This is a genomic window from Acidobacterium sp. FHG110202_01, from assembly GCF_059115305.1.
Window position 1 is genome coordinate 367,255 of the sequence record NZ_JBZYWJ010000001.1, and the last position, 22,653, is coordinate 389,907.

The 22,653-nt window shown below is 53.5% G+C and carries 15 protein-coding genes; 4 read left to right on the top strand and 11 right to left on the bottom strand.

The window, feature by feature from the left end:
• The first annotated feature begins 11 nt into the window (after window positions 1–11).
• Window positions 12–1,244 carry an efflux RND transporter periplasmic adaptor subunit gene (locus tag AC5S16_RS01480; protein ID WP_493928226.1) on the top strand — a complete coding sequence of 411 codons (1,233 nt, stop codon included), beginning with the start codon at window positions 12–14 and terminating at the stop codon, window positions 1,242–1,244.
• Window positions 1,241–2,707: an efflux transporter outer membrane subunit gene (locus AC5S16_RS01485; protein ID WP_493928227.1), complete on the top strand. Its 1,467-nt coding sequence runs from the start codon at window positions 1,241–1,243 to the stop codon at window positions 2,705–2,707. Before AC5S16_RS01480 ends, AC5S16_RS01485 begins: the two co-directional genes overlap by 4 nt.
• 16 nt (window positions 2,708–2,723) lie before the next feature.
• On the opposite strand, the gene AC5S16_RS01490 is transcribed toward AC5S16_RS01485, so the two are convergent.
• Genes AC5S16_RS01490 through AC5S16_RS01530 form a run of 9 tightly spaced genes read right to left on the bottom strand, consistent with a single transcriptional unit; the run spans window position 2,724 to window position 14,933 of the window.
• A complete protein-coding gene (locus tag AC5S16_RS01490; RefSeq protein WP_493928228.1) occupies window positions 2,724–3,791 on the bottom strand; it encodes a radical SAM protein in 1,068 nt (355 codons plus the stop codon).
• Window positions 3,781–5,283, bottom strand: coding sequence for a B12-binding domain-containing radical SAM protein (locus AC5S16_RS01495; RefSeq protein WP_493928229.1), 1,503 nt, complete (start codon window positions 5,281–5,283; stop codon window positions 3,781–3,783). Before AC5S16_RS01495 ends, AC5S16_RS01490 begins: the two co-directional genes overlap by 11 nt.
• A 2-nt stretch (window positions 5,284–5,285) precedes the next feature.
• Entirely contained in the window at window positions 5,286–7,241 is a 1,956-nt protein-coding gene (locus AC5S16_RS01500; protein ID WP_493928230.1) for an amidohydrolase family protein, read from the bottom strand.
• Window positions 7,242–7,246: 5 nt separating this feature from the next.
• Window positions 7,247–8,710 (bottom strand): B12-binding domain-containing radical SAM protein, encoded by a 1,464-nt coding sequence (locus AC5S16_RS01505; protein ID WP_493928231.1) that lies wholly within the window; start codon window positions 8,708–8,710, stop codon window positions 7,247–7,249.
• Window positions 8,707–9,681 carry a methyltransferase domain-containing protein gene (locus tag AC5S16_RS01510; RefSeq protein WP_493928232.1) on the bottom strand — a complete coding sequence of 325 codons (975 nt, stop codon included), beginning with the start codon at window positions 9,679–9,681 and terminating at the stop codon, window positions 8,707–8,709. The genes AC5S16_RS01505 and AC5S16_RS01510 overlap by 4 nt, the downstream gene beginning before the upstream one ends.
• Before the next feature lie 2 nt (window positions 9,682–9,683).
• Window positions 9,684–10,478: a class I SAM-dependent methyltransferase gene (locus AC5S16_RS01515; protein WP_493928233.1), complete on the bottom strand. Its 795-nt coding sequence runs from the start codon at window positions 10,476–10,478 to the stop codon at window positions 9,684–9,686.
• On the bottom strand, window positions 10,478–11,881 hold the full coding sequence (locus AC5S16_RS01520) for a B12-binding domain-containing radical SAM protein (RefSeq protein ID WP_493928234.1): 1,404 nt from the start codon (window positions 11,879–11,881) through the stop codon (window positions 10,478–10,480). The genes AC5S16_RS01515 and AC5S16_RS01520 overlap by 1 nt, the downstream gene beginning before the upstream one ends.
• Window positions 11,882–13,381 carry a B12-binding domain-containing radical SAM protein gene (locus tag AC5S16_RS01525; protein WP_493928235.1) on the bottom strand — a complete coding sequence of 500 codons (1,500 nt, stop codon included), beginning with the start codon at window positions 13,379–13,381 and terminating at the stop codon, window positions 11,882–11,884.
• A gap of 43 nt (window positions 13,382–13,424) precedes the next feature.
• Window positions 13,425–14,933: a B12-binding domain-containing radical SAM protein gene (locus AC5S16_RS01530; protein WP_493928236.1), complete on the bottom strand. Its 1,509-nt coding sequence runs from the start codon at window positions 14,931–14,933 to the stop codon at window positions 13,425–13,427.
• Window positions 14,934–15,171: 238 nt separating this feature from the next.
• Here AC5S16_RS01530 and AC5S16_RS01535 point away from each other — a divergent pair, with 238 nt between their 5' ends.
• Together AC5S16_RS01535 and AC5S16_RS01540 are read left to right on the top strand one after the other, a co-directional pair.
• Complete coding sequence (locus tag AC5S16_RS01535) at window positions 15,172–16,458, top strand: twin-arginine translocation signal domain-containing protein (RefSeq protein ID WP_493928237.1); 1,287 nt, start codon at window positions 15,172–15,174, stop codon at window positions 16,456–16,458.
• A gap of 90 nt (window positions 16,459–16,548) precedes the next feature.
• Window positions 16,549–17,430, top strand: a complete 882-nt coding sequence (locus tag AC5S16_RS01540) for a ThuA domain-containing protein (RefSeq protein WP_493928238.1) — start codon at window positions 16,549–16,551, stop codon at window positions 17,428–17,430.
• Between the two features lie 27 nt (window positions 17,431–17,457).
• Here AC5S16_RS01540 and AC5S16_RS01545 read toward each other — a convergent pair whose 3' ends face one another.
• Together AC5S16_RS01545 and AC5S16_RS01550 are read right to left on the bottom strand one after the other, a co-directional pair.
• Window positions 17,458–18,690: a tetratricopeptide repeat protein gene (locus tag AC5S16_RS01545; RefSeq protein WP_493928239.1), complete on the bottom strand. Its 1,233-nt coding sequence runs from the start codon at window positions 18,688–18,690 to the stop codon at window positions 17,458–17,460.
• Window positions 18,691–18,878: 188 nt separating this feature from the next.
• Window positions 18,879–22,364, bottom strand: coding sequence for a carboxypeptidase-like regulatory domain-containing protein (locus AC5S16_RS01550; protein WP_493928240.1), 3,486 nt, complete (start codon window positions 22,362–22,364; stop codon window positions 18,879–18,881).
• Window positions 22,365–22,653: the final 289 nt, after the last annotated feature.

Sequence of the window (22,653 nt, forward strand, 5' to 3'; positions counted from 1 at the left end):
GAGAAACACATATGACGATCGATGATCCAGGCAATGCGACAGTAGAGCAGCAGCCCGAAGGCATTCAAGCGCAGTCTGCATCCGCATTGCAGCCACAAGGAGGAAAGCCGCGCATCATCGTATGGGTTGTGGTGGTTTTGGTGTGCCTCGCCATCGGCATTGCGATCCGCTCTGGAATTCATTCGCGCGTAGAAGCTGAGGCAGTACTGACCCACTCGACGCAGCAATCCGCTGCTGCAACAGTTGCTGTTGTTTACCCCAAGCCCGGCTCTGTGGCTGCCGAGATTGCACTGCCGGGCAACACGCAGGCCTTTATTGATACGCCCGTCTATGCGCGCACCAGTGGCTACCTGAAACAGTGGCACGTCGATATCGGCAGCCGTGTACATAAGGGACAACTGCTTGCTGAAATCGAAACACCGGAGCTCGACCAGCAACTGGAGCAGGCCCAGGCCGAGTTGAAAAACGCCCAGGCAAATCTGCAGCTTGCGCAGATTACCGCTGCGCGCTGGAAGCATCTGCTGGAAACCAACTCTGTCTCAAAACAGGAGACTGACCAGGCCATCAGCGACCTGAGTTCCAAGCAGGCCCTCGTTGCCTCGAACGAAGCCAATGTTCGCCGTCTTGAGCAGCTTCAATCCTTCGAGCATATCTATGCTCCATTCGATGGAGTCATCACGGCGCGCAACACGGATATTGGCGCGCTGATCCAGGCCGGAGAAAACACTACTCCGAAAGAACTGTTCCATCTAGCCGCGATCAACAAGCTGCGCGTCTATATTCCTGTTCCAGAAGTCTATGCGGCATCCGTAAAAACGGGAGAGAAGGTCATTCTCACGCTGGATGAATTTCCCGGAGAGACTTTCACCGGAACGCTGGTGCGCAACTCCGACGCTATTGATCCTGCATCACGAACATTGAATGTGGAAGTGGATGTAGATAATCCGAAAGGCCAGCTCTTACCTGGAGCCTATGCCTTCGTTCATCTCAAGATGCCACCCACTGCAGGTGCGGTAACAGTTCCTGCCAACGCGCTGCTCTTTCGCAAAGAGGGACTCCGCGTTGCTGTTGTGCGGGATGGCAAAGCGCAACTGATGCCCATTACTGTTGGCCATGATTATGGCGACAGTGTCGAAGTGCTTGCTGGCCTGTCTACAAAAGATGCCATCGTAGTTGATCCATCCGACTCGCTCGAAGATGGGGCCTCCGTGCAGATTGCCGCAGCGAAAGGAACTGCGCAATGAAGCGGTTGTTGCCAGTCTCTGCAGGCTTTTTCCTGGTATTGCTCTCCGGCTGCATGGTTGGGCCGAAATACGTGAAGCCCTCCGTGCCCATGGCGCCTTCCTTCAAAGAGGCCTCCGCTACGACCACGTCGTCACAACAGACCGATGGCTGGAAGATTGCCCAGCCTGGCGATCAGGGATCACGCGGCAACTGGTGGGAGGCTTTCGGAGATCCTCAGCTCAACGCGCTTGAAGATCAGGTGGACCCATCGAATCAGACTCTGAAGATCGCTGAAGCCAACTTTCGCCAGGCGCGCGCTGCGATTCGGTTTAACCGCGCAGCAGAAGCGCCAACTATCGGCGCCTCGCCGAGCATTTCAGCAATCCGCGATTCGGCCCACCAGCCCTATTTCCCAGCATCATTGGCTAACAATGGTGAAGGCAATTTCACGCTGCCTGTCGACCTTTCCTGGGAGATTGATCTTTGGGGGCGCATCCGGCGCAGCGTAACCGCAGCGCGAGAACAGGCGCAGGCCAGTGCTGCCGATCTGGCTTCAGTGCAGTTAAGCCTGCATTCGGAGCTGGCCATTGACTACTTCGAACTTCGCGCCGCAGATGCGCAGAAGAAGCTGCTCGACGATACAGTGAAGGCATACAGCCAAGCTCTCGAGTTGACGCAGAATCGTTTCGACGGCGGCGCTGCTCCGAAATCGGATGTAGAGCAGGCACGCACGCAGCTGGAACAGACGCAGGTGCTGGATTCGGACGTCTCGGCGCAACGCGCACAATATGAACACGCCATCGCTATCCTGATCGGCAAGCCGCCGGCATTGTTTACGCTGCAGCCACTTCCGCTCGATGGGAAAGGACCAGTGCTGCCGTCGACTCCGGTTGGCATGCCTTCGGAGTTGCTGGAACGCCGTCCTGATATTGCCGCGGCAGAACGGCGCATGGCTTCCGCAAATGAGCAGATTGGAATTGCCCAGGCTGCCTATTATCCAACATTAAGTCTAAGCGCTCTGGCAGGATTTCAAGGCACATCGGCAACGAACTGGTTGAACTGGCCCAGCCGCTTCTGGGCTGTCGGTCCCGGCCTGTCGGAAACGCTCTTTGATGCAGGACGGCGTCGTGCAACTAAGGAAACCGCGGTTGCAGGATATGACGCGACAGTTGCAAATTACCGGCAGACTACGCTCACCGCATTTCAGGAAGTGGAAGACAACCTGGCGATGTTGCGTATTCTTACTACGGAGTCGCAGCAGCAGCATAATGCAACAACTGCAGCAGAAGAAACCCTCCGTCTCTTCCAGAATAGGTATGAAGGCGGAGTCGACACTTATCTTCAAGTAGTAACAGCGCAAACGACTGCGCTGAATAATGAGCGCAATGACATTGACATTCGACGCAGACAATTAGATGCGAGCGTTCTGCTGATTAAGGCAACCGGTGGAGACTGGGATATCACCAAGCTACCTAAGACGTAATGTCAGAGTAGTTGTGTCATAGATGATTCGGTAATTCAGACGGGTTGGTTATAGCTCCTGTCGATTGGTAGTTGAGGGAGCAGACGCATCTTTGGCATATCGGGTTCTGAGCTATATCCAAAGTCCGTCGAAAATGCTGCGCGTCTGGCGAATTAATCGCGTCTTTTAGGGTTGCTCCCTGCACACTTCCAACTGTCCTGTGAAAGAAGCAAGGACGGACTGATCCATCGATTTCCAGGACTGCTGAGACCCATGGCGCATTACAGATTGGAGCTTTAGGAGGCATCTCTCCCAGGTGCTCGCGAAAGCGGTGCGCAATGTTCCGCAATTTCTGCGGAGACTCGACAATATAATGGTTTGCGATCTCGTGGCGATATTGGTCAATCAACAACTCGATCTCATATTCCAAAACGGTGACCTCGGCAGGTGAGAGCGCGACTTCAGCCTGGCGATCACCCGGCCAGATAAGTTCGCGGTTGAAAGCATGTGATGTAATGTCCGTCGCCAGGAAAGAAATGGAATCAAACTGCAGTTGCTTCGCCGCTTCCACCGTCTGCCGCAAGAACTGAAAATTACTCCGCTGTACAGTACTGCGTGCGAGTATAGGTAGCGCAGACCGATACTTCCGGATGGCGAGAATACCTGCGCCGATAAGCTCGAAGCCTCGTTTTACACGGCGAATGCTGTCGTGTACAGCCTCAGGCCCATCGAGTGAGGCAATCACATCGTCGACCCAGGCGGCAATGCTTTCGGCGCGCTTCTGCAGCAGCAGTCCTGTTGTCAGCAGCGTGATGCGAAGGCCTTGTTTTTTCAAAAATGAGCACAGATCTTCAAACCGTGTGTGCAGCAGGGGCTCGCCGCCAGTCAGTACAACATGGCGTACACCGAGAGCGCGCAACGAATCCTGAAGGCGGGCAAGGAGATCGAGGCTGAGTTCTGATCCCGCAGGCTTCTTCCAGATGTCGCACATGAGGCACCGGCAGTTGCAGTTCTCATGTACGTTCAATATAAGGATTGGCAGTGAATCCAGTCTGCCTGAATCTGTAGCCGTTGAGACCGGCGCCGGCATGAGATCAGCAGACATTGACAGCCTCTGTCGGCAGCTCTTTACCGGTAATCAGTGAACGGCGTTTCACAATTCGGTCGAAGTGTTTCGACAGCCATATCTCCCATGGAAATGAATACTGATTTTTGCGAATGCGCCATTGCACTGGCTTATCGATGAGTTGCTGTATCAGTCTTCCGACAGAAGACGCTTGTCTGGAAGATTGTTTGCGGGAGAGTTGCCCGTTCAGCAGAAAATATTCCAGCATCCGATTGAATCGATCGAGATTTGTATCCTGCAACCAGGGGAGCATGTTGACCCCAAGAGCCAGATCACCCCAAGCCTGCAGCGATTTTGGCTCGTCTACGCCAAGTTCGCGAAGCTGCGGCCAGATAGGAATGCCTGGATAAGGTGTGAAGATATTAGGGGAGAAGCGGACATTCGAATATTTTCTTACAATGTCGCTCATCGTTCTGAATGTGATCTGACGATCTGCTTCTGTTTCTCCAGGATATCCAAAAATAAGATTAAAGGTGACGCGAATACCTCCGATGGCTGCGCGCCGTGCTGTTTCGTACATCTCATCCACGCGCTGGTGCCGTTTGTTCATCAGCTTCAGCACCGTGTCAGAGGTGGATTCCGTTCCAAAACCCATGTAGGAAACGCCACTTGCTCCGAGAAGCCGAATATCGTCCTCATTCATGCGGCAGATAAAGTCCGTTGAGGCTTGAAAGGTCCAGCGAAACTTTACGCCCGAATCGTAGATGCCTTTGGCAATTGCGATGGCGCGTTTCAGGTCTACAGGAAAATTCGAATCAAGCAGGGCCACTTCTTCAATGCGATACCGTGTGACCAGATCCGTGAGTTCCTGTACTACTCGCTCGGCGGAAAGGGCATTGAAGCGCCTTTTGTAGAAAACCATGTCTGTACAGTAGTTGCATGCGTAGGGACACCCGATGCTGGTTGCATAGGCAAGCTTCCGAGTGCCGCCCACTCGTTCGTATGCATCGAAATCAACCATGTCAAATGCAGCCAGAGGCAGATTATCGAGCGGTTCTACCTTGCGATCAGGATTGTGTGTCCGCATCGCACCTGTTTTCCATGAAACGCCGGCAATTTCTCTCAGAGATGTTTTAGCTGTGAATGCTTCAGCAAGTTCGCAGAGGGTAATTTCGCCTTGGCCCCGGACGACAACATCGACATAGGGCGCGGCGAGTGTTTCATCTGGCAAGAGAGTTGGATGCCAGCCGCCAAAGACTACTGGAAGTTTGGGGAACAGCTCTTTTGCCGTTTTCGCTACCTCGATGGCGCCGCGGATCATTGGTCCAGTCAACACAGAAATGCCGAGACAGAGAGCACCTTCCAATGCATCACAGACGGCCTTTTTATAAGCTGGCTCGATTGCAGCGTCGATGATGATGGGCTCGAAGTGTTTTTCACGCAGCTTGGCTGCAAGCGCGAGCAGACATAATGGCGCACCCAGAGGCTCTCCCTCATAGGGAGGATAGAAGAGCACTACTTTGCGGGACATTATTATACCTCCACCGCAGAAATCCGTAGCTGGCCTAAATGAACATTGCCCTTTCCGAGGACATATTCCGCGGCCTGCAGCATGGTGCTTACCGGTCCGCGAAACCAGCGCAGTTCGCCTTCCATCATCAAGGGAGTGAGATCGTGCACTACATCTTCAGGAAGGCGGCCAAGCATCGAGGTCGAGGCTAAATGCACTCGTCCACCAACAATTACAAGCTCAACATCACGCCAACTCAGCTCTGCGAGGATCCCGGCTGGCGTTCCTGCTCTATGGCGCACTGCAACCAGATCGGCCACTGAGCCGGGTCGCGACGAGCCTTCTCCTTGCTGTAGTCGCAGGATATTTGCTGCCTTGTCGGTGACCATGGGATAGAGCTCTTCTGCATGCAGACTGCAGGCTGATTTCGCAAAGCGCAATTCATCGAGAAGGTCTCCTGCTGCCGTGAGAGGAGAATCGCTTCCAAGCGCAAGGCGCTCGATAGAAAGAAGGTTCTCGTGCGTATGCGTTGCTTCAAAGAGAAAACTGTTGGATGAAGGGCAGATAATCAGAGATGAGCCACGCTGATTGAGTAACGTTATGCTTGCCTCGTCCAATGCCAGGCCATGAACCAGTATGGTGCGTGGCTCAATGGCATGCAGAGCGTAGAGTTCGTGAAACTCCTCGCTTGCCTCGTGATCAATGCCTTCGCAGGCGTGGATGAGAAACGGTTCGTCTGTACCAGCAGCTTCTAATGTGCCAGCGATATCCCTGGCAAAGTCAAGAGAGTGTTCCCAACTGTAGCGGGTTACAACACGAATGGGAAAGTCTTCGGCTTGAAGTAGCGGATCAAGCGGGTTGTGATGGCAGACCGTTGTTGCTCCGCAGAGCAGATTGCGAATGCCTCCCCACCAGAGCCGCACGTCTTTAGGTACCTGTTTATACAGAGCAATCGTCGCAGCCTGAGTTTCATGGATGTCCGTTGCCCAATGTGTGGCATTTCGATACGGCGGGTAACCTAGCCGGGGGAATAGAGAAAATTCGAGGTGGTCATGAGCGTTGATCAGTCCGGGAAAAAGAAGATATCCGTTTAAATCTATCGACTTCTTATTTGAAACTCTATACTGGCGTGACAATTTGTCAGTGCTTACTAATGAGGAAATCACGCCTTCTTCGATAGAGACCGAGGCCGCTGTAAGCTCGTTTGGACCCAGAGCGCAGTGAGCGCCATGCATCCGGAGTTGAGTATGTGCTGCTTTGCTGGTGGTATGAGTCGGACGATTCCGCAACCGACGAAGTTGGAGCAGATAGATAGCCGGCATTTCAGCTGATCGCTCCCAATCGGCATGCTTTGAGCGCATCCTGAATAATTCATGCTCAACTTCGCCAAACGATGGCTCTACGCAGGCGACAAGTTCAAAACCATTTGCTGCGAAGGTATTCTTTACTTCTTCGATAGACCATTGCTGCGCCTGCAGAGTATGGGTCGACCCCGCTGAGCCAAAGCTTCGTTTCCAGCCAAGCGTAGACGCGGTGTCCGGATGCATATCCGAAACCATGAGGTCGCACCCATGACGTGCAACACGTGCCAGCTCGGCGGCGCATCGCGCAAGATCTTCCACGTAACTCAATACAAATGAGGCGAGCGTCAAATCTATGCTGCTGGTTGCAACGGGCAGCGCAGAGAGTGTCGCCTGCGTCAGCTTTGTGCCTGGCAGTTGCTTGCCGGCCGCTATGTGCAGCATCTCCGAAGAGCCATCTGCTCCATGGAGAGACGATGGTTTGCCGGCGGCAAGCCGTTCCAACCATCGGCCAGTGCCGCATCCTGCATCGAGCACATCTTTATCTTGAATGCATGGGAGAAGACGAGTGAGATAGCGTTCCTCCAGAATGAGCAGAGGGTTCGGCTGCTCGTCGTAGATCTTGGCCCATGATGCAAACAGCCCGGCATTGCTGCTTGCGATTTCGGATTCAACCATGGTGTTCACAGGCTCTCCCGTTTCGGCTTGCGCAAGTTAATGAAGCTGTGCGCCCACTCAAGCTCCAGCGGATAGCTGTAGAAACGCAGTGCATACCGCCACGCACTCAGTGATTTCAATAGAACCCGACTCCATCGCGGAGCACGGATATCCTGTACCGTAGGCCAGCGCGATGCTACGACCAACTCAAAGTCATCAATCAATTTCTTGGTTTTGCGTTTCAGCCACGGCGCGCTGGTATCGATGCGCAATGTGAAATCCATCCATTGCTTTGTGGCCCATTCAGCTGGTGTATCAGGAAAAGAGATTTTGCCATCCACATCGCCGTACATCGAGCCTCTCTGCGGAGTAGGAGTGTAGTGTTGGACGATGATTTCTGAATCCGGATTGATCCGCTTGATTTTGCGAATGAAGCGCAGCGTCTCGCGTGTGTCGCGTTCCGGATCCTTAGGGTTGCCTACCACGAAGGAAAATTCAGGAATGATGTCGACTTCGCGCGTACGCTTCGCCATCGTAAGGGTCTGCTCGGTAGTGATGCCCTTTTGCATATCCTTAAGCGCCCAGTCTGAGCCGGACTCCGCGCCGAAGAAAATCATCGAGCAGCCCGCACGTGCTATCGCCTGCATCGTTTCATCTGAGTAGCGCGACATGATATCGACGCGCCCTTCGCACCACCAGTGCAGTTTCAAAGGCTCCATCAGTTCGCAGAGTCTGAGTGTGTGATCTTCGCGGAGAAAAAAATTCATATCGTAGAATTGCACGGAATCCGCGCCATAGTGCGTGACAAGATGCTCGAGGATGGCGACGGTTCGCTCAGGTGACTCCATGCGTTCTTCGCGTCCATAGGCGGCATGCACACCGCAGAAACTGCAATTGAAGGGACAGCCGATGCTGGCATGATGTACTGCTGTGCGTTTTCCGAAGAAGGATGGCCGCAGATACTTCTCTACTGGAAGGCGATGGAATGGTGACCACGGAAAGCTATCCGGTCCCTTCATTGGGCGTTCGGGATTGTTGCGGTGCAGCCCGAATGCATCTTTGTAAGACAAGCCGCGGATAGATTCAAAATTGCGATTGCCCCGTATTGCATCGATCAGTTCGAGCAGCGTGTCTTCGCCCTGTCCGCGTACTACGAAGTCGACATACTTTGCATTCAGCGCAGTATCGGGATAGATAGAAGGGAAGTATCCGCCCCAAACGATCTTCACGTGTGGATGCAGCTTCCGTATCTCACGTGAAGCTTCCATAGCGGCAACCATCTGCGGGCCGGGCATGGTTGAGACACCGATAAGCTCAACCGGGTGAGCATCGATTAGTTTAAGCAGCGCCTCAACTGGGTGATCTTCAAGATTGCCGTCAACGATCTCGTACTCTTCGCGACCTTCAAGCACAGCAGCGAGCGCAAGCACTGCGAGCGGCAGGCGGCAGTTGCGAGGTTTTGTTGCGCGTGGATGAAACAGAAGGATCATGCCACCTTCCAGGCGCAGTAGATGCGGAACCGCGCCGGTTCCCGCCGTCCATGAAGACGGGCTAAGTGTGGCCGCAACATCCAGCGAAGGCCATAGAATGGTGTATGCCGTTCCCAGCGAATGCCGAAGATCTCTTCTAATTCGTTGAGCCGCACATCGGTCAGATATTCCAGGCTTCTTATGGAGTCAGAAGCAGTACCGAAGCGATGGAGAAACGCCATCCGGCGCTCAGCAAGCATGCGCTCGCCATTGGCCTGACTTGAGTACCACGGCGTATCTGCGATGACAATCATGCCGCCATGTTTTAAGCAGCGCATCGCCTCACTCGCCGCAGTCGTATAGTCTTCCGCATAGTGAAAGGAAGCATTGAAGATAACTGCGTCGAACTGTCGCGAAGCAAAGGGCAGCTTATTGCTCTCGGCCTGAAAACGGGGGAATAAGTCCGGGATATGACTCTGATAGTGCTTAGCAGCACCGAGGCCATCCTGATCGTTTACCAATAGATCCACGGCAACTGCCAGGAAACCCATCTGGGTGAGGCGGTAACTCATCCATCCATTGCCTGCTCCCAGATCAAGAATCCTGGCTCCACGATTCTTCAATCGCGGCAGAATGCGGCGGCTCATATAAGTAAAGGTGCGGGCGCGAATCTTCCATTGGGCTCTGTTGTTGCCCGATAAATCTTTATAAGGAAGACCAAGGTAGTAGTCGGCGGATTTACTGCCGCGGCCCTCAGCGGCACGGATCATCTGATAATCGGCCATGAATTGTGCGAAGCGAGCAGCACGTTTCGCGGGAAGAGCTTGCCAGACTCCGTCTTTTTGCGTCAGGCGAAAATGGCATTCCTGACAAACCAGCGTTGACTCCTGCGCCGAATCGCGCAGACTGCCACTACAGTGCGGGCACTGCAACTCAAGGCCTTCAATATCGTAGGCGGGCGTCCTGTCTATGCTTCGTGCAATGCCTGGCATCTCTACACTCTCTCCATATGCAACAGCATGTGATCGCCTAAGACGCGCACTCCGGGCCACGTACGCACCGCCGCGTCAATGTGTTCCATCGTGGCCAGCAGGCGAGGATGCGAGCTTATCCAGAATTCGAGGTAAGAAGGAGGAACGGCAATGCCAACACCCGCGACGGAAAGCAAGCGGAAATCTGGAGCGAACGCTCTGCGCAATTCCGTGAGTGTGGGGTAGTAGACTGTGAATTCCAGACCGTTAACACGTGCACGTGTTGATCCGCTGCAACGGCGCAATGCCTTGCGCCAGTTCGCTCGCAGCAGATAGTAGATAATCTCCCAGGCGCAGTAGCGGGTTGAGAGGCAAAGAAGGAGAGGCATGCCTGGCTCCAGTCTCTGTGCAAGCTGCTGTGCAACAGTCCTCAAATCCTGCACGCAGTTGAGTCCCGAGAAGTTTGAGAAGACGCCTTGAAACCTCTCATGCTGCGGCAACCTATACAGGTCTTCTGTGGCCAATTCTATGAACTCAACAGAAGCATCCGGCATTTCCATGGCCATCCTATGGCGCGCCTGCACGATCATGCTTGTGGAGGCATCGCAGGCAGTGACTCGTATTCCGGCTCTAGCAAGAAAGAGCGCATCTATTCCGGTTCCGCAGTTCAACTCCAGAACATGGCTGCCTGGCTTGAATGTAGCCAGAACCTGCTCCCAGACTGCGTTGCGTTGCGACCTTCCGACAGAGGTAAATGTGAAGATCGAATCGTAACTCGCAGCGATATGATCGAAAACCAGCCCTGCTACAGCCGTCATCACTGTTCCACCTCGTGATATGTCGCCAATAGGGCTGCCCTCGAGCTTGCAATGTTCTGCTGTAGAACGGTTATTTCAGCCGTGCCAAGTTTTGAAACGCCGGAGAGAGTCTGAATCCGAGAAAGTGCTACTTCATCGCGCAGAAGTTTATCTGCGTGCGAGTAGAAGAGGCGAGAATGACGTCCGCTGATCTTTAGCTCGCGATCAGAGGTCTGGTCCCACGGGGCGATTTGAACAAGTTTCTGCGCGATCCGGTTATAGTAAGGCGTGCCCTTGATCGGGTAGGAGACGGTTGTAAGGAAAATATCGGGCTGCGACATGCTGACGTGTTTAATGGTCGCTTCAATATCTTCCAGGTCTTCGCCTTCGTAGCCCCACATCAGGAACATTCCGCTCTGAATGCCGCGTTCCCGGCACATTTCGACCGCCTTGTGGACCTGCTCAATTTTGACGCCACGGTCCATTGCATCCAGAATGCGCTGCGAGCCACTCTCTGATCCGATCCACATGCGGAAGCAACCGAGCTCTGCAAGTACATCCATCATCTCGGGGCTTAATCTGTCTGCGCGTGAAATGCACTCGAATGGAACCCGGATTTTGCGCTTCCGCATTTCTGCTGCGTAGTTTCTCAACCACGCATGGTTAATGGTGAAGACGTCATCCGAAATCCAGATCATGTCAGGCCGGTATTCATCAAGCAGCCATTCCACTTCATCAACAACTTTCACAGGATCGCGCCTGCGATGCGATTGTCCAAAGACCTGATGACTGCACCAGTTGCAGCGGAAAGGGCATCCGCGAGCAGTGATGAAGTTTACCGAGCCCTGGCCGTGATGGGTTCTCCACGTGTTGACATAACGATGGATGTCGATAGCGTCGCGAGCTGGCCACGGTTGCAGATCAAGGTTTTGAATTTGACCTCGAGGCACGTTCTGGCAAAGGTTCCCATCTTTATCAAGGAAGGAAAGGCCCGCGATCTTTGAAAAATCATGCTCTCCGTTGCGCAATGCCAGCAACAGTTCTTCCGTAGTGATTTCTCCTTCTCCGGAGACGACAAAATGTGCGCCGGCCTGCAGATATTCGAGTGAATACGCGCCAGGCTCAGGGCCTCCCACGACTGCTGTCCAGCCGGCATTTCGTGCGACTGTGAGAATCTCAATGACATTGCCGCGCGTCATCAGGTTTGCATAAATACCAAGCACAGATGGTTTCTCTGTCTGCAGAAAGTGAAAGAGTTCCTGACGGCTGGAGAATGTGGTGTCGAATACATCAACATCGAACCCTTTACTGCGCAGATGCGAACAGAGGTAGAGCAAGCCCAGCGGCGCGTAGGGCTTCATGATCTGCCGTTCTTTGGGGTCTTCCAAGAGGAAGTAACCGTGTGTGAGAAGCAAGTCTCGCATCTACACCCCCGAAGTTGCCGTCAACCGCTCGATAGGAACAAAACCAGAAATGGCCGAGCTATCGGCCTTCTGCAGCAGGTCGATAGCGTTTGGATTTCTGCTCACACGTTCCAGAGCATAGACCTCATTCCACATCTGACTCACGCTGGCATTCTGCCCCCAAGAGTGATCGATAGGATGGGACCATGTTGTAACTTCTGCGTGGAGGGCGTTCCGTACAGTCCGATAGAAGTCACTGGTGTACTCAGCATGAAACATAATGCAGAGGTCGTCACTATCAGTCCAATTGCGTTTTTGTCCGAGCTGAGTCTTTACCTGTTCATAAAAGGCTGTTCCAGGAAGCGGATAAGAGAATGAAATTCCAATATCCTCGGGTCGCGTATGGCGGACAAGTGCAATGGTCTTTTGCAGGTCTTCCCATTTTTCTCCGGGATAGCCAAACTGCAGGAAGTAGCATGCGCGAATTCCTGACTGCTGCAGCCGCTCACGCGCCTTGCGCACTGCAGAGAGCCGCAGTCCTTTATTCATGGCATCCAGAACTCTCTGTGATCCGGACTCTACTCCCATCCACACTTCGGTACAGCCAGCTGATTTCAGCGCAGCTACATTTGATTCGGTCATCAGATCAGCGCGAGATTGAATCTTGAATGGAAGCTGAGCATTTCTTGCCTTAACTTCAGCGGCAAAATCCTGAACCCAATGATGGTTGAGCGCAAACACGTCGTCGCCGAACCATATATGCTCAGCTCCGGCCTCAAACTTGAGCTGTCTCATTTCTTCCGCTACAGCGTCCGCAGGGCGTAAATGAAATTTGTTGCCTGAAATTGGCTTGGCGCACCAATTGCATTGGTATGGGCATCCGCGGCTTGCCACCATATTTACCGAGAAATATCCGTGGGCCTTTTTCCAGGCCTCTTTATAGGAGCCAAAGCTGGTGAGGTCTTTCGATGGCTGAGGTAAATCGCTCCAACCTGGATTTTTTGAGAGTCTTTGTGCGCTATATGCGAATTTCCCATTGTTCGCTCTATAGACGAGACCATCAATATTCCTAATGGGCTCCTTTGCGAGAAGCGTGGAGCAGAGTTTGACCAGCGTTTGTTCAGACTCGCCACATAAGACATAATCGATGCCGTGGCTGAGAAACAGTTCCGGATGGTCAGTAGCATCCGAACCATGGGCGATCACAGGAATGTTCTTCTGTTTCGCAAGTCCGGTAATGTGCCACGCGACGTCCCGCATGCGGGTCAGGCACATCTTGGTAAGAAAGTTGAAGTCATCTTCGTAGATCACTACGATACGCGGAGAATGTTCCGTTAACGACGCGGCAAATCCTTCTTCGGGATTCGAAAGCATAGTGTCGAAGACTGCAACAGAAAATCCGGCTGCGCGCAGGGCAGCAGCCGCATACAACGTGCCCAGTGGCCGGTAAGGCTGCATCTTGCGCAGTTGCTTCTGGTCATAGGGCAGGTGGTACGAATGTGTGAGAAGAACGTCTACCAAAAATCACCTCTGACTGTTCGTTCTGTTGACAGTTCGCTCTTGCCTAACACGCTGCCTCGGCGGGAGTATTCGCCAACCGCTTTGCATCGACGGCGGGTTTCATCGCAGTGTGCTGCTTTAGCTTGTTATTCAGCCAAAGCTCTACCGGCATGCTGTACACGTCGTGATCCAGCCGCCAGCGGGCAGGCAGCGAGATGCCCTTTTGTACGAGCCGGGTAATTTTGCCGCGCCGGTCTGCGCCGATGGGGATGCGGTCGAATGCCATGCGCAGATAATCGCGCGTCACCTGAAGCCGGTTGTGCTCCTTGCCGTCGAGCCACGGAAGCCTTGTATAGCGCGGGAAGTAATCCGCCCATGCTTCCAGCGACTCAGGCAATTCAATGCCGAGCTCTGTGGCCTTTGAAAAGATAGGTGACCCGGGATAAGGCGTGAAAATATTGGTCCAGAATTCGGCGCCAGGAAATCTGCGGCACACGCTCATCATGAAGTCGATGGTTTCGCGCCGCTCTTTCCTGCCTTCACCAGGGAAGGCGAAGATGATGTTAAAGGACGGTCGAATGCCAGCTTCGAGACAGCGGGCCGCGCTTTCATAAATGGATTCGAAATCCTGCCAGTCTTTGTTCATTGCTTTGAGAATGGCCGGCGATCCGGAGTCGACTCCCTGGCAGATCTGGTGCAGGCCCGCACGATACAGCATGCGCAGATCCTCAGGAGTCAGGCGGGCAACCACATTGCTCGTGGCCTGGATGCTCCATTTAAAGTGGGAGTTTTCACGCACCAGCCCTTCGGCGATGCCGCGTGCGCGATCCATATCGACAAGGAAGTTGTCGTCGACGACCCAGATCATTTCAAGCGCATATCTGCGGCTCAGATCGACGGTCTCTTCGACAAATTGTTCCGGCGGCAAGGCATTCCACTTGCGGCCGTAGACGCCGGAGTTCGTGCAGTAGGCGCAGTTGAAAGGGCATGCCAGGCTCGACGTGTACATCGCCCAGCGCCGGCCACACTTGCGCTCATAAGCATCGAAGTCGGCGATATGGTAGGCCTTCGGCGGCATCTCGACCAAAGGACGGAGCGGACGTTCCGGTGTCATGATCAGTTTCCCGTCGCGCTTGAAGCCAATGCCAGCGACGAAGTCCGGTGCGGAACCCGCGCGCAGGTGGTGGACCAGTTCCAGGAAAGAGTCCTCGCCTTGTCCCCGGACGATGTAGTCAATATAAGGTGCTTCGAGCGTCTGCTTCGGCAACAGGGAAGGATGCCATCCACCAAGAACAACCGGAAACTCCGGATCCCATTTCTTGATAGCTTTAGCAATCTCCACCGTTTCCCGGATCATGGGTCCAGTGACGAGCGATATGCCGAGGCAGAGGGCGTCTTTGACCTCGAGGAGCACGCGCTCCTTGAAGTTGGGAGTGATGGTGGAATCAATCAGAACAATTTCATAGCCGGCCCGGATCAGAGGTGTTGCTACGGCGAGAATGCCGAGTGGCGCTGTTGCCTCGGAACTGGCAAAGGACGGAAAGAAAAATACTATTTTTTTGGATGCCCGCACGCTGTGACTCCACCCTTGCTTCATGGATGATAGCGACGGGGGTACTTACGCTTGTCACCGGCTTGTCACGAAAACGTCATTCGATAGTCATGGGCTGGATAAGGGAATGTTTGCCTGGTTTGGGAGAGGGCAAATGAAGCAGGTGGTGATGTCATTACCAGACGACATGTATGATCACTTATTATCATCGAGACGAAGTTTACTGTTTCCAATATTGCTTTCAATCGGAGAGCGTGTAATGCCCGAACGGGGTACTGAAAATCAGCTTTCACGACGCCGGTTCCTGAGCCTGTCTTCAGCCACTGCTGCAACGTTAGGTATTGCGCCTCTGGCTGGCAACACTAGGGAATCTGTTGCTGAGGACGGTGTTTCATCTGACGACTACTATGCAAAGCTCGGCGTGGCGAAGATTATCAATGCGGCCGGAACCTATACCTATCTGACGGCTGCATGCATGCCTTCCCAGGTGCAGCGCGCTGTGGCACAGGCAGCTTTGCACCCCGTCCGGTTGAAAGATCTGCAGATTGCGGCAGGTGAATACCTGGCGAAGAAACTGCGCTGTGAGGCCGCGCTGGTCTCGTGCGGGGCATCGGCGGCGCTCACCCTGGCAACGGCTGCATGCATTGCCTCGGCCAATGGAGTGAGTCCGCAGGAGATTCCGGAAAACGTGGACAAGATGAAGAACGAGGTGGTGGTGCAGAAAGCCCACCGCTACGAATATGACCACGCTATGCTTTTGTGCGGTGCGCGCATCAAGGAAGTGGTCACGCTGGAGGATTACAAGCGGGCGCTTGGTCCGAACACGGTCATGACCAACTTCTTTAATTCGGCCGAGCCTGGACCGAATGGAGCACAGATTGACCGTGAGACATGGCTGAAGGTTGCTCATGAGCACGGCGTGCCCTGTCACAACGATGCTGCTGCCGACATGCCGCCGATTGAAAATCTGTGGAAGTACACCGGTATGGGCTTCGATCTGGTCTGCTTTTCCGGAGGCAAGGGAATCCGTGGCCCACAAAATGCCGGACTGCTTCTTGGCAAGAAGCACTTGATTGACCTTGCCGCAGCTAACAACAATCCCAACTCCGATGCTGTCGGGCGAGGGATGAAGGTTGCAAAAGAACAGATTGTCGGCATGGTTGCAGCCGTCGATTGGCTGCTCGAGCAGTCAGACGAAGCCAACCAGGCCGAGTACATGCGATTGGCTGACATCATTTCAAATGCTGTGAAAGATGTGCCGACCATGAAGACGCGTGTCTTTATGCCATCTATAGCAAACCACGTTCCGCATTTGTTGCTTTCCTATGATCCTTCCGTTGTGGGCATGACTCCGCGGCAGGTGCAGGAGAAACTTCGCGCGCAGACTCCTTCAATCGAATTGAACCCGGCTACAGGCACGAGCTCAAGAATCGGCATTCCATCTGATGAGAATACGATTGTGCTCTCTACGTGGATGCTGCAACCGGGAGAAGCAGAGATAGTCGGCCACAGCCTGAGAGCGACGCTGATGAAGAGTCATGCATAGAAGCAAAGGTGCACATGCCCTTCACAGAAGTACAACGAAAGAGATATTCTTCAGTACCAGAAATCCATTGAAGCTATCGAAGGAGAATTCTTGCGTATTCCTGGGAAACGTTTCTGCACTCTCATCGCTTTCGTCCTTGCAATATTCAGTCAGACAGGCAACACGCAACAACCATCCGGAAAAGATTTGGGCGTGCCTCCTCCACCGCACGCCAAGCCGACTCATCTGAAGCATGTTCTGGTCATCGGCCAGACGAAAGGCTTTGAGCATGATTCAGTTTCCGCTGCGATGAATGCCATTTACGACATGGGTAAAGAGAGCGGTCTGTGGGATACGGAAATGCGCACCGATACAGAACTCCTTACCAAGAAAGACCTGGGGCGCAATGCAAAGAACCTGAATTACTTCGACGTCCTGGTCTTTACCAGCACAACAGGCGAACTCGACATGGATGCCGATCAAAAGCGTGACATGATGGCCTTCATTCACGACGATGGAAAGGGTTTTGTAGGAATCCATGCAGCGCTGGATACAAACTATACCTGGCCCGAGTACGGCGAGATGATCGGCGGATGGTTCGATCAGCATCCCTGGATGACCTTCAACGCTCCGATTATCAATGAGGATCCTGATTTTCCTGCTGTGCGGCATTTCCCCAAGGCATTCGTTAAATATGACGAGATCTATCAGCCGAAGAGCTGGTCGCGCGACAAGGTGAACGTGCTTCTTCGTCTTGACGAATCGAAGCTCGATTACGACAACAATCCGCGCATCCATCGCCAGGACCATGACTTTGCCGTGGCGTGGAGCAAGATGTACGGCAAAGGACACGTCTTTTATTCCACGCTCGGGCATACCGAAGAGGCGTGGAATGATCCGGACATTCGCAAAATGTACTTTGAAGCAGTCAAATGGGCGCTTGGCATGACGGAGGGAAGCACTGCTTCGCATCCTCGCGTAGCGGCTCACTGAAACCGGTCAGTATGAATCGGGCCCGGTTTATCCCGGGCCATTGCTTTCATGGGATGGCCCCGTGTTGCGATGGCTGGCTTTGATCTGCTTGTAGATTTCCAGCTCGCGGTTGGCGTCCTCTGTGCGGCCAGCCTTGCGATAAGCAATTTGCAGCTGGTAATGGATGTAGTCAGAAGATCCATCGAGTTTTGCTGCTGTTTCGAGATAAGGGATGGCCTCGCCGGTTTTGCCATCTTCGAGTAGTGTTTTTCCGATCTGATATTGGGCTTGAGAGTGGTCGGGCTTTTCGGTTATCACAGTTTGGAGCAGTAACATGGCTTCATCCTTCTGCGCGGTTTCGAGCAGGGCAAAAGCCAGGTAATATTGCGTCTCCACGTCCTGTGGGTTGAGCTTGAGCTCGGCGCGCAGTTCCGGTATAGCGTCACTGGGATGGCCGAGGTGGACGAGCGTGGCTCCTGTCTGGAAGTGTGCACCAGGCATGGAGGGATTTTCCGACGTCAGCTTACGGAAGCAGGGAACTGCATGCTCATAGTTCTCAGTTGTGTTGTAGAGCTGGCATACAAGCATACGCACGTCAGGAGCGAGATCGCGGGCGGCAAGAACATCGACAATCTGATTGGCTTTTTGCTGCTGGTTCGTGCGCGCGAGGGAGAAGGCCCAGGCATACGCCGAGCGCGTGTCCTGCATGGCCAGGTCGCTGATCTGCGCGAAATTCCTGGCGGCATCTGCAAATTTCTCGATTGGAAAAAGCGACATGGCCAGCATCAAACGCGAGCGCTGGTCGCCTGGGTCCTGTGCAACGACAGAAGTAAGAGCGCGAACGCTTTCAGCATAGTCCTGCAACAGAAAGGCGGCGGTGCCTAGATTGCGCATGAGATTTGGCGCGCCCGGGTCCCATTTCTCGGCCTGCTGGAAATGTACAAGCGCCTGCGGATACTGCTGCTGGCGCGCCTCGGCTGTTCCCCAGTCATTGAATCCGTTGCCCAGAATCTGGTGAAGCTGCTGTTCTTCTTTCTTGAGCTGTTGTTTTCTTGTCGCCGTGAGGTGTGGCTGATTGAGCTGCGAGGTAACAGCTGTTACGTGCTGAGCAGCGGCACCGGTCAGCTTCTCGGAAGTATCTGCGATCTGGGTGAGATCCCCGGAATTCTTTGCCACCTGCAGCGCATCGATGAGGTGCTGCAGTCCCACATCAGCTGTCGGAGTCTGTGCAGGCACGGACAGGCAAATACAAAGAAAGAGGAGAACAAGCCATAAAGCCATGACTATTCGGGAGCCGATAATATTTGTGGGGACACTCATCAAAAAATTTCTGAACGCTCGAAGATACATAGATATATTTTTGCGATCTTCTGTGCGTTTGCTTTTATTATGGCGCAGCTGATGGGAGCGTATTGGAGGAAAGGGAAGAGGGCGCCGCCTCGTAGACAGCGGCGCCCTCATTGAAGCACTCAGAAACTGAACTTCGCTCCAAGCTGCAGGCGCCGGGCATCGTAGGACTGGGTCACCTGCCCGAAGTTCGAGTCCGCCGAACTGAAGTCGATAGCGTTGAACTGAGTATGGTTGAAGGTATTGAAGGACTCGAAACGCAGTTCGAACTTCGGTCCGTTTTCGCTTGACGTGAGTGGAATGTCCTTGAAGAGGGACATGTTGAAGTTAAAGAGCCCGGGCAGGACTACTGCATCTTTTTTAGCCGTACCAAACCCTTGATTCGTACCACCATTCCACGGGGCTATTGGATCGGCGAAGGAACTGGTGCTGAACCATGCGGTCTGTTTCTTAGGATACGAGACCTTTGCCACCTGACTTTCGCGATTCGTAGCGCCGTTGCCTCCCAGTCCAAGCACGTCCGGGCCGGTGTAATTGATGGCTTGTGGCACTCCGGATTGAGCTACCGTAATTCCGGAGAATACCCATCCTCCCAGGACTGTGCGCTCCAATGCATTTGAGCTGTGCAGGAAGAAGGGAAGGTTGTAAATATAGCTCGCATTAAAGATGTGGCGACGGTCGAAGGCGCCCGCCCCATAATCATAAGCCGCGTTAAAAGGATTCGTGAGATTGTTGAGATCGTTGCTTACGTCGTCCAGCTCATGCGAAAAGGTATAAGCCAGCTGCAGCGTTACTCCGTGACGGTTCTCCATGCGCAGACCTGCCTGGAGAGCGTGATAGTTGAAATTGGTTTCGTTCTCTTCCTGCGTAATTGTGCTGTAGCCCGGATAGATTCGATACAGATTTGCAGTTAGGGATGGCAAAGAATTTCCCTGACTATCTTTTAAAGCTCCAGCAACGCCCTGCCTGTCGTAATAGGGATTACCTGGAGCGGCCGGATCATTATGAGTTAATGGGAGTGTATTGATGTTCCGGTCGTTGTTCTGGCTCCAGCCGAGCGAGCCAACATACTGAATTTGCACCACAATCGATGGCGCAACCTGCCGCTGTACTCCCAGGCTGAACATTGCCGTGCCTGGTGGATTGTACGCATACTTCAGATTGGTGAGCGTGGAAGGAAACGTCTGCGACGTTGTCGCTCCGGTAAGGGCGCTGGTATTCGGATTGGAGAAGTAAACGTTGTTCGCGGAAGGCTGATATGCAAAGGGCGGATTCAATGCCGCGTTATACACATCGTTGCCCTGGACGCGTTCGAAGAACATGCCAAAGCCACCTCTGACCACCGTCTTTCCATCTCCAGTAGCATCGTAAGCAAAGCCGACTCTGGGCTGCCAGGTGGTGTATTTGTTCTGAACGTTTCCGCGGGGGAAGCCGTTCACGCCCGCCTCCTGCATGCCATTGAGGTAGAACGCCTGCCCTCCGAAATTGGTAAGCGAAGCCGGGTTCAGAGTGCCGTCCGCATTGAGCGGATAACCCTGTGATGTCTGGTAGTCGGCGGGAACGAAATTCGCAAACTGATTGAATCGTTCGTAGGCATGAGGCAGCCCGTCAAAACGTAACCCGAGGTTGAGGGTCAGCCGCGGAATGACGTGCCAGTTGTCATTGAAGTAAAAGCCATAGTTGTTGTTCACCCAGTGCTTGCCGGCGAGAAACTGCAGCTGCGTAAAGCTGAAAGTATCACCCAGCAGGAAGTTGATGTATGAGTCCTGAGCAAAGGTGCTGTTATTGAAAACGGCAGTGCCCTGCGTGTTGGCCTGCAATTGCTGGTTTTTCACCGCGTGGAGCCAGCTGAAGCCGAATTTGAATTGATGCTTGCCATGCGTCCACGAGACATCGTCTCTAGGCTCATAGCCAAAAAAGGAGTTCTTCCACGGAAAATAGCTCGAGCTCCAGGTAGTGTTGTACGGCGCGCCCAGCTGGATCTCCGGCATGCGGGTTCCTAAGTTGTTGGCCAGCGGAAAGAACGTTGTAGCCGACCAGCCGTCTGGCTGCTGCGAAATGCCTACGGGATCAAGATTGATGGTGTTGCCGCTGAAGAGAAATGCTGTTTCGTTCAGCAGGGAAGGCGTGTATGTCTGCGTCAGCTTCAGGCTTGACGACCACGATGGGTTCAGCATGGCAGTGCCTACCGTCGGGTAGGTGCTGTCGCCCCACAACGGCGGATAGTATGTCTGGCTGACTGCATCGTGAAGATAATGACCGCTGAATTGAAATTTCTGGTTGAAGGTGTGGTCAATGCGAACCACATCTTCTCGTACATTGGTGGGCTGCGGGATTGAAGAGATGTATTGGCTCGTTCCCAGGTTTGGTTTGGGGAAGGTCCCGGCATTCAGCTCCAGCACCGCGTTCGGGTCGATCAGGTTGGCAGGAATTACGCATTGTGTAGTACAAGGCGCTCCTGATGCATCTTTAAACGCCTGTCCTGGAGTCAGTCCATCCTGTGCGTATAAGGCCAACTTGGCCGGATCGCTCGTGACAGGCACGATCGGGACATTTCCCTTGGGCGGGACCGTATACGTCAAAGGCTGCCCGGCCACAGGGAAATTGCTTGCGGCGATTGTATTTGCTATCGAGGGAGTGCTTCCTTGAATCAGCCTGCGCCATTCTTCATTCACAAAGAAGAATGTCTTATTGCGCGCGTCATTATAGATGTGAGGAATCCACACGGGGCCGCCGATGTTGAAACCTGGTTCATTCAGGCGAAACTCAGGCCGCGGCTTGCCGGCAAAGTTAATGAAGTAGTTGTTTGCGTCATAATCCTCATTCCGGTTGAAGTACCAAACGCTTCCGTGGAAGTCATGCGTGCCGGATTTAAGGACCATGAGGATCGTCCCGCCAGAGCCAATGCCGTAGTCCGGTCCGTAATTGCTGTCCAGCGTCTGGAATTGGGCGAGTGCATCGATTGAAGGCAGGGAGCTGAAGCATCCGCCGCAACCGCGGTCATTCAGCTCTCCTCCGTCCAGCAGATAGATGTTGTGGGTTGAGCGTGTGCCATTGAAGCTGATGCCATTCGCGGATGTGAGCGCATTCACGCCGCTGAAGGAAGGCAGGGTGTTGGACTTGCCCATTCCCAGCGCGGCCAGCGCTGTCACATTGCGCCCGTTGGTTGCCAGCTGCGTGACCTGTGCGCCGCTGATCAGGTTGCTGAGCTCGTTCGTTTCGGTCTGTACCTGCAGGGCATCGGCCTGAACGGTGACCGTTTGGCCTGAGGCACCAATCGTGAGGTTTACATCTTCTTTCAGTGTCTGGCCTGTGTTCACGACAATGCCTGTCCGGGTGTAATTCTGGAAGCCCGTCGCCGAGGCGCTCAGCGTAAAATTGCCGACTCCGACATTTGCGAAGAGATATATTCCGGAGCTATTGGATACAGTTTGTCTTACCTGGCCGGTGGCCGGGTTTGTGAGACTGATGGCGGCATTCGGAATTGCCGCTCCGCTCGGATCAAGGACGTTTCCTGTGATTGTTGCATTCTCTTGAGCCCAGGTATGAAATGCAGGTAAGAGCACAAGAAAAACGATACCCGCCGCGATGAATCGGGAACGACGCATCAGAACCTCCTGACAAAGTAAATCGTTACAGTAACGCCTATCTGCCCCTTCGCCGTCTGAAAATGAATGCGGTGGTGTGGGGCTGATTGAATGTGAAGTAAAGGCGTGAAATTAATTGGAAACGTTTACGAAATTGCAAGCACAGTAAGCTGACGGCTTTCTATCAGTGACATAAATAAGCTGGAATTTTACTTTTCCAGATGCTTTGCAAGTTAAGTAAATGTTTACCAGCGCGAAACAATAGCTCTCTCCAAATAACCTTGTCAAGGCGATTTATCTGCTTGTTTAA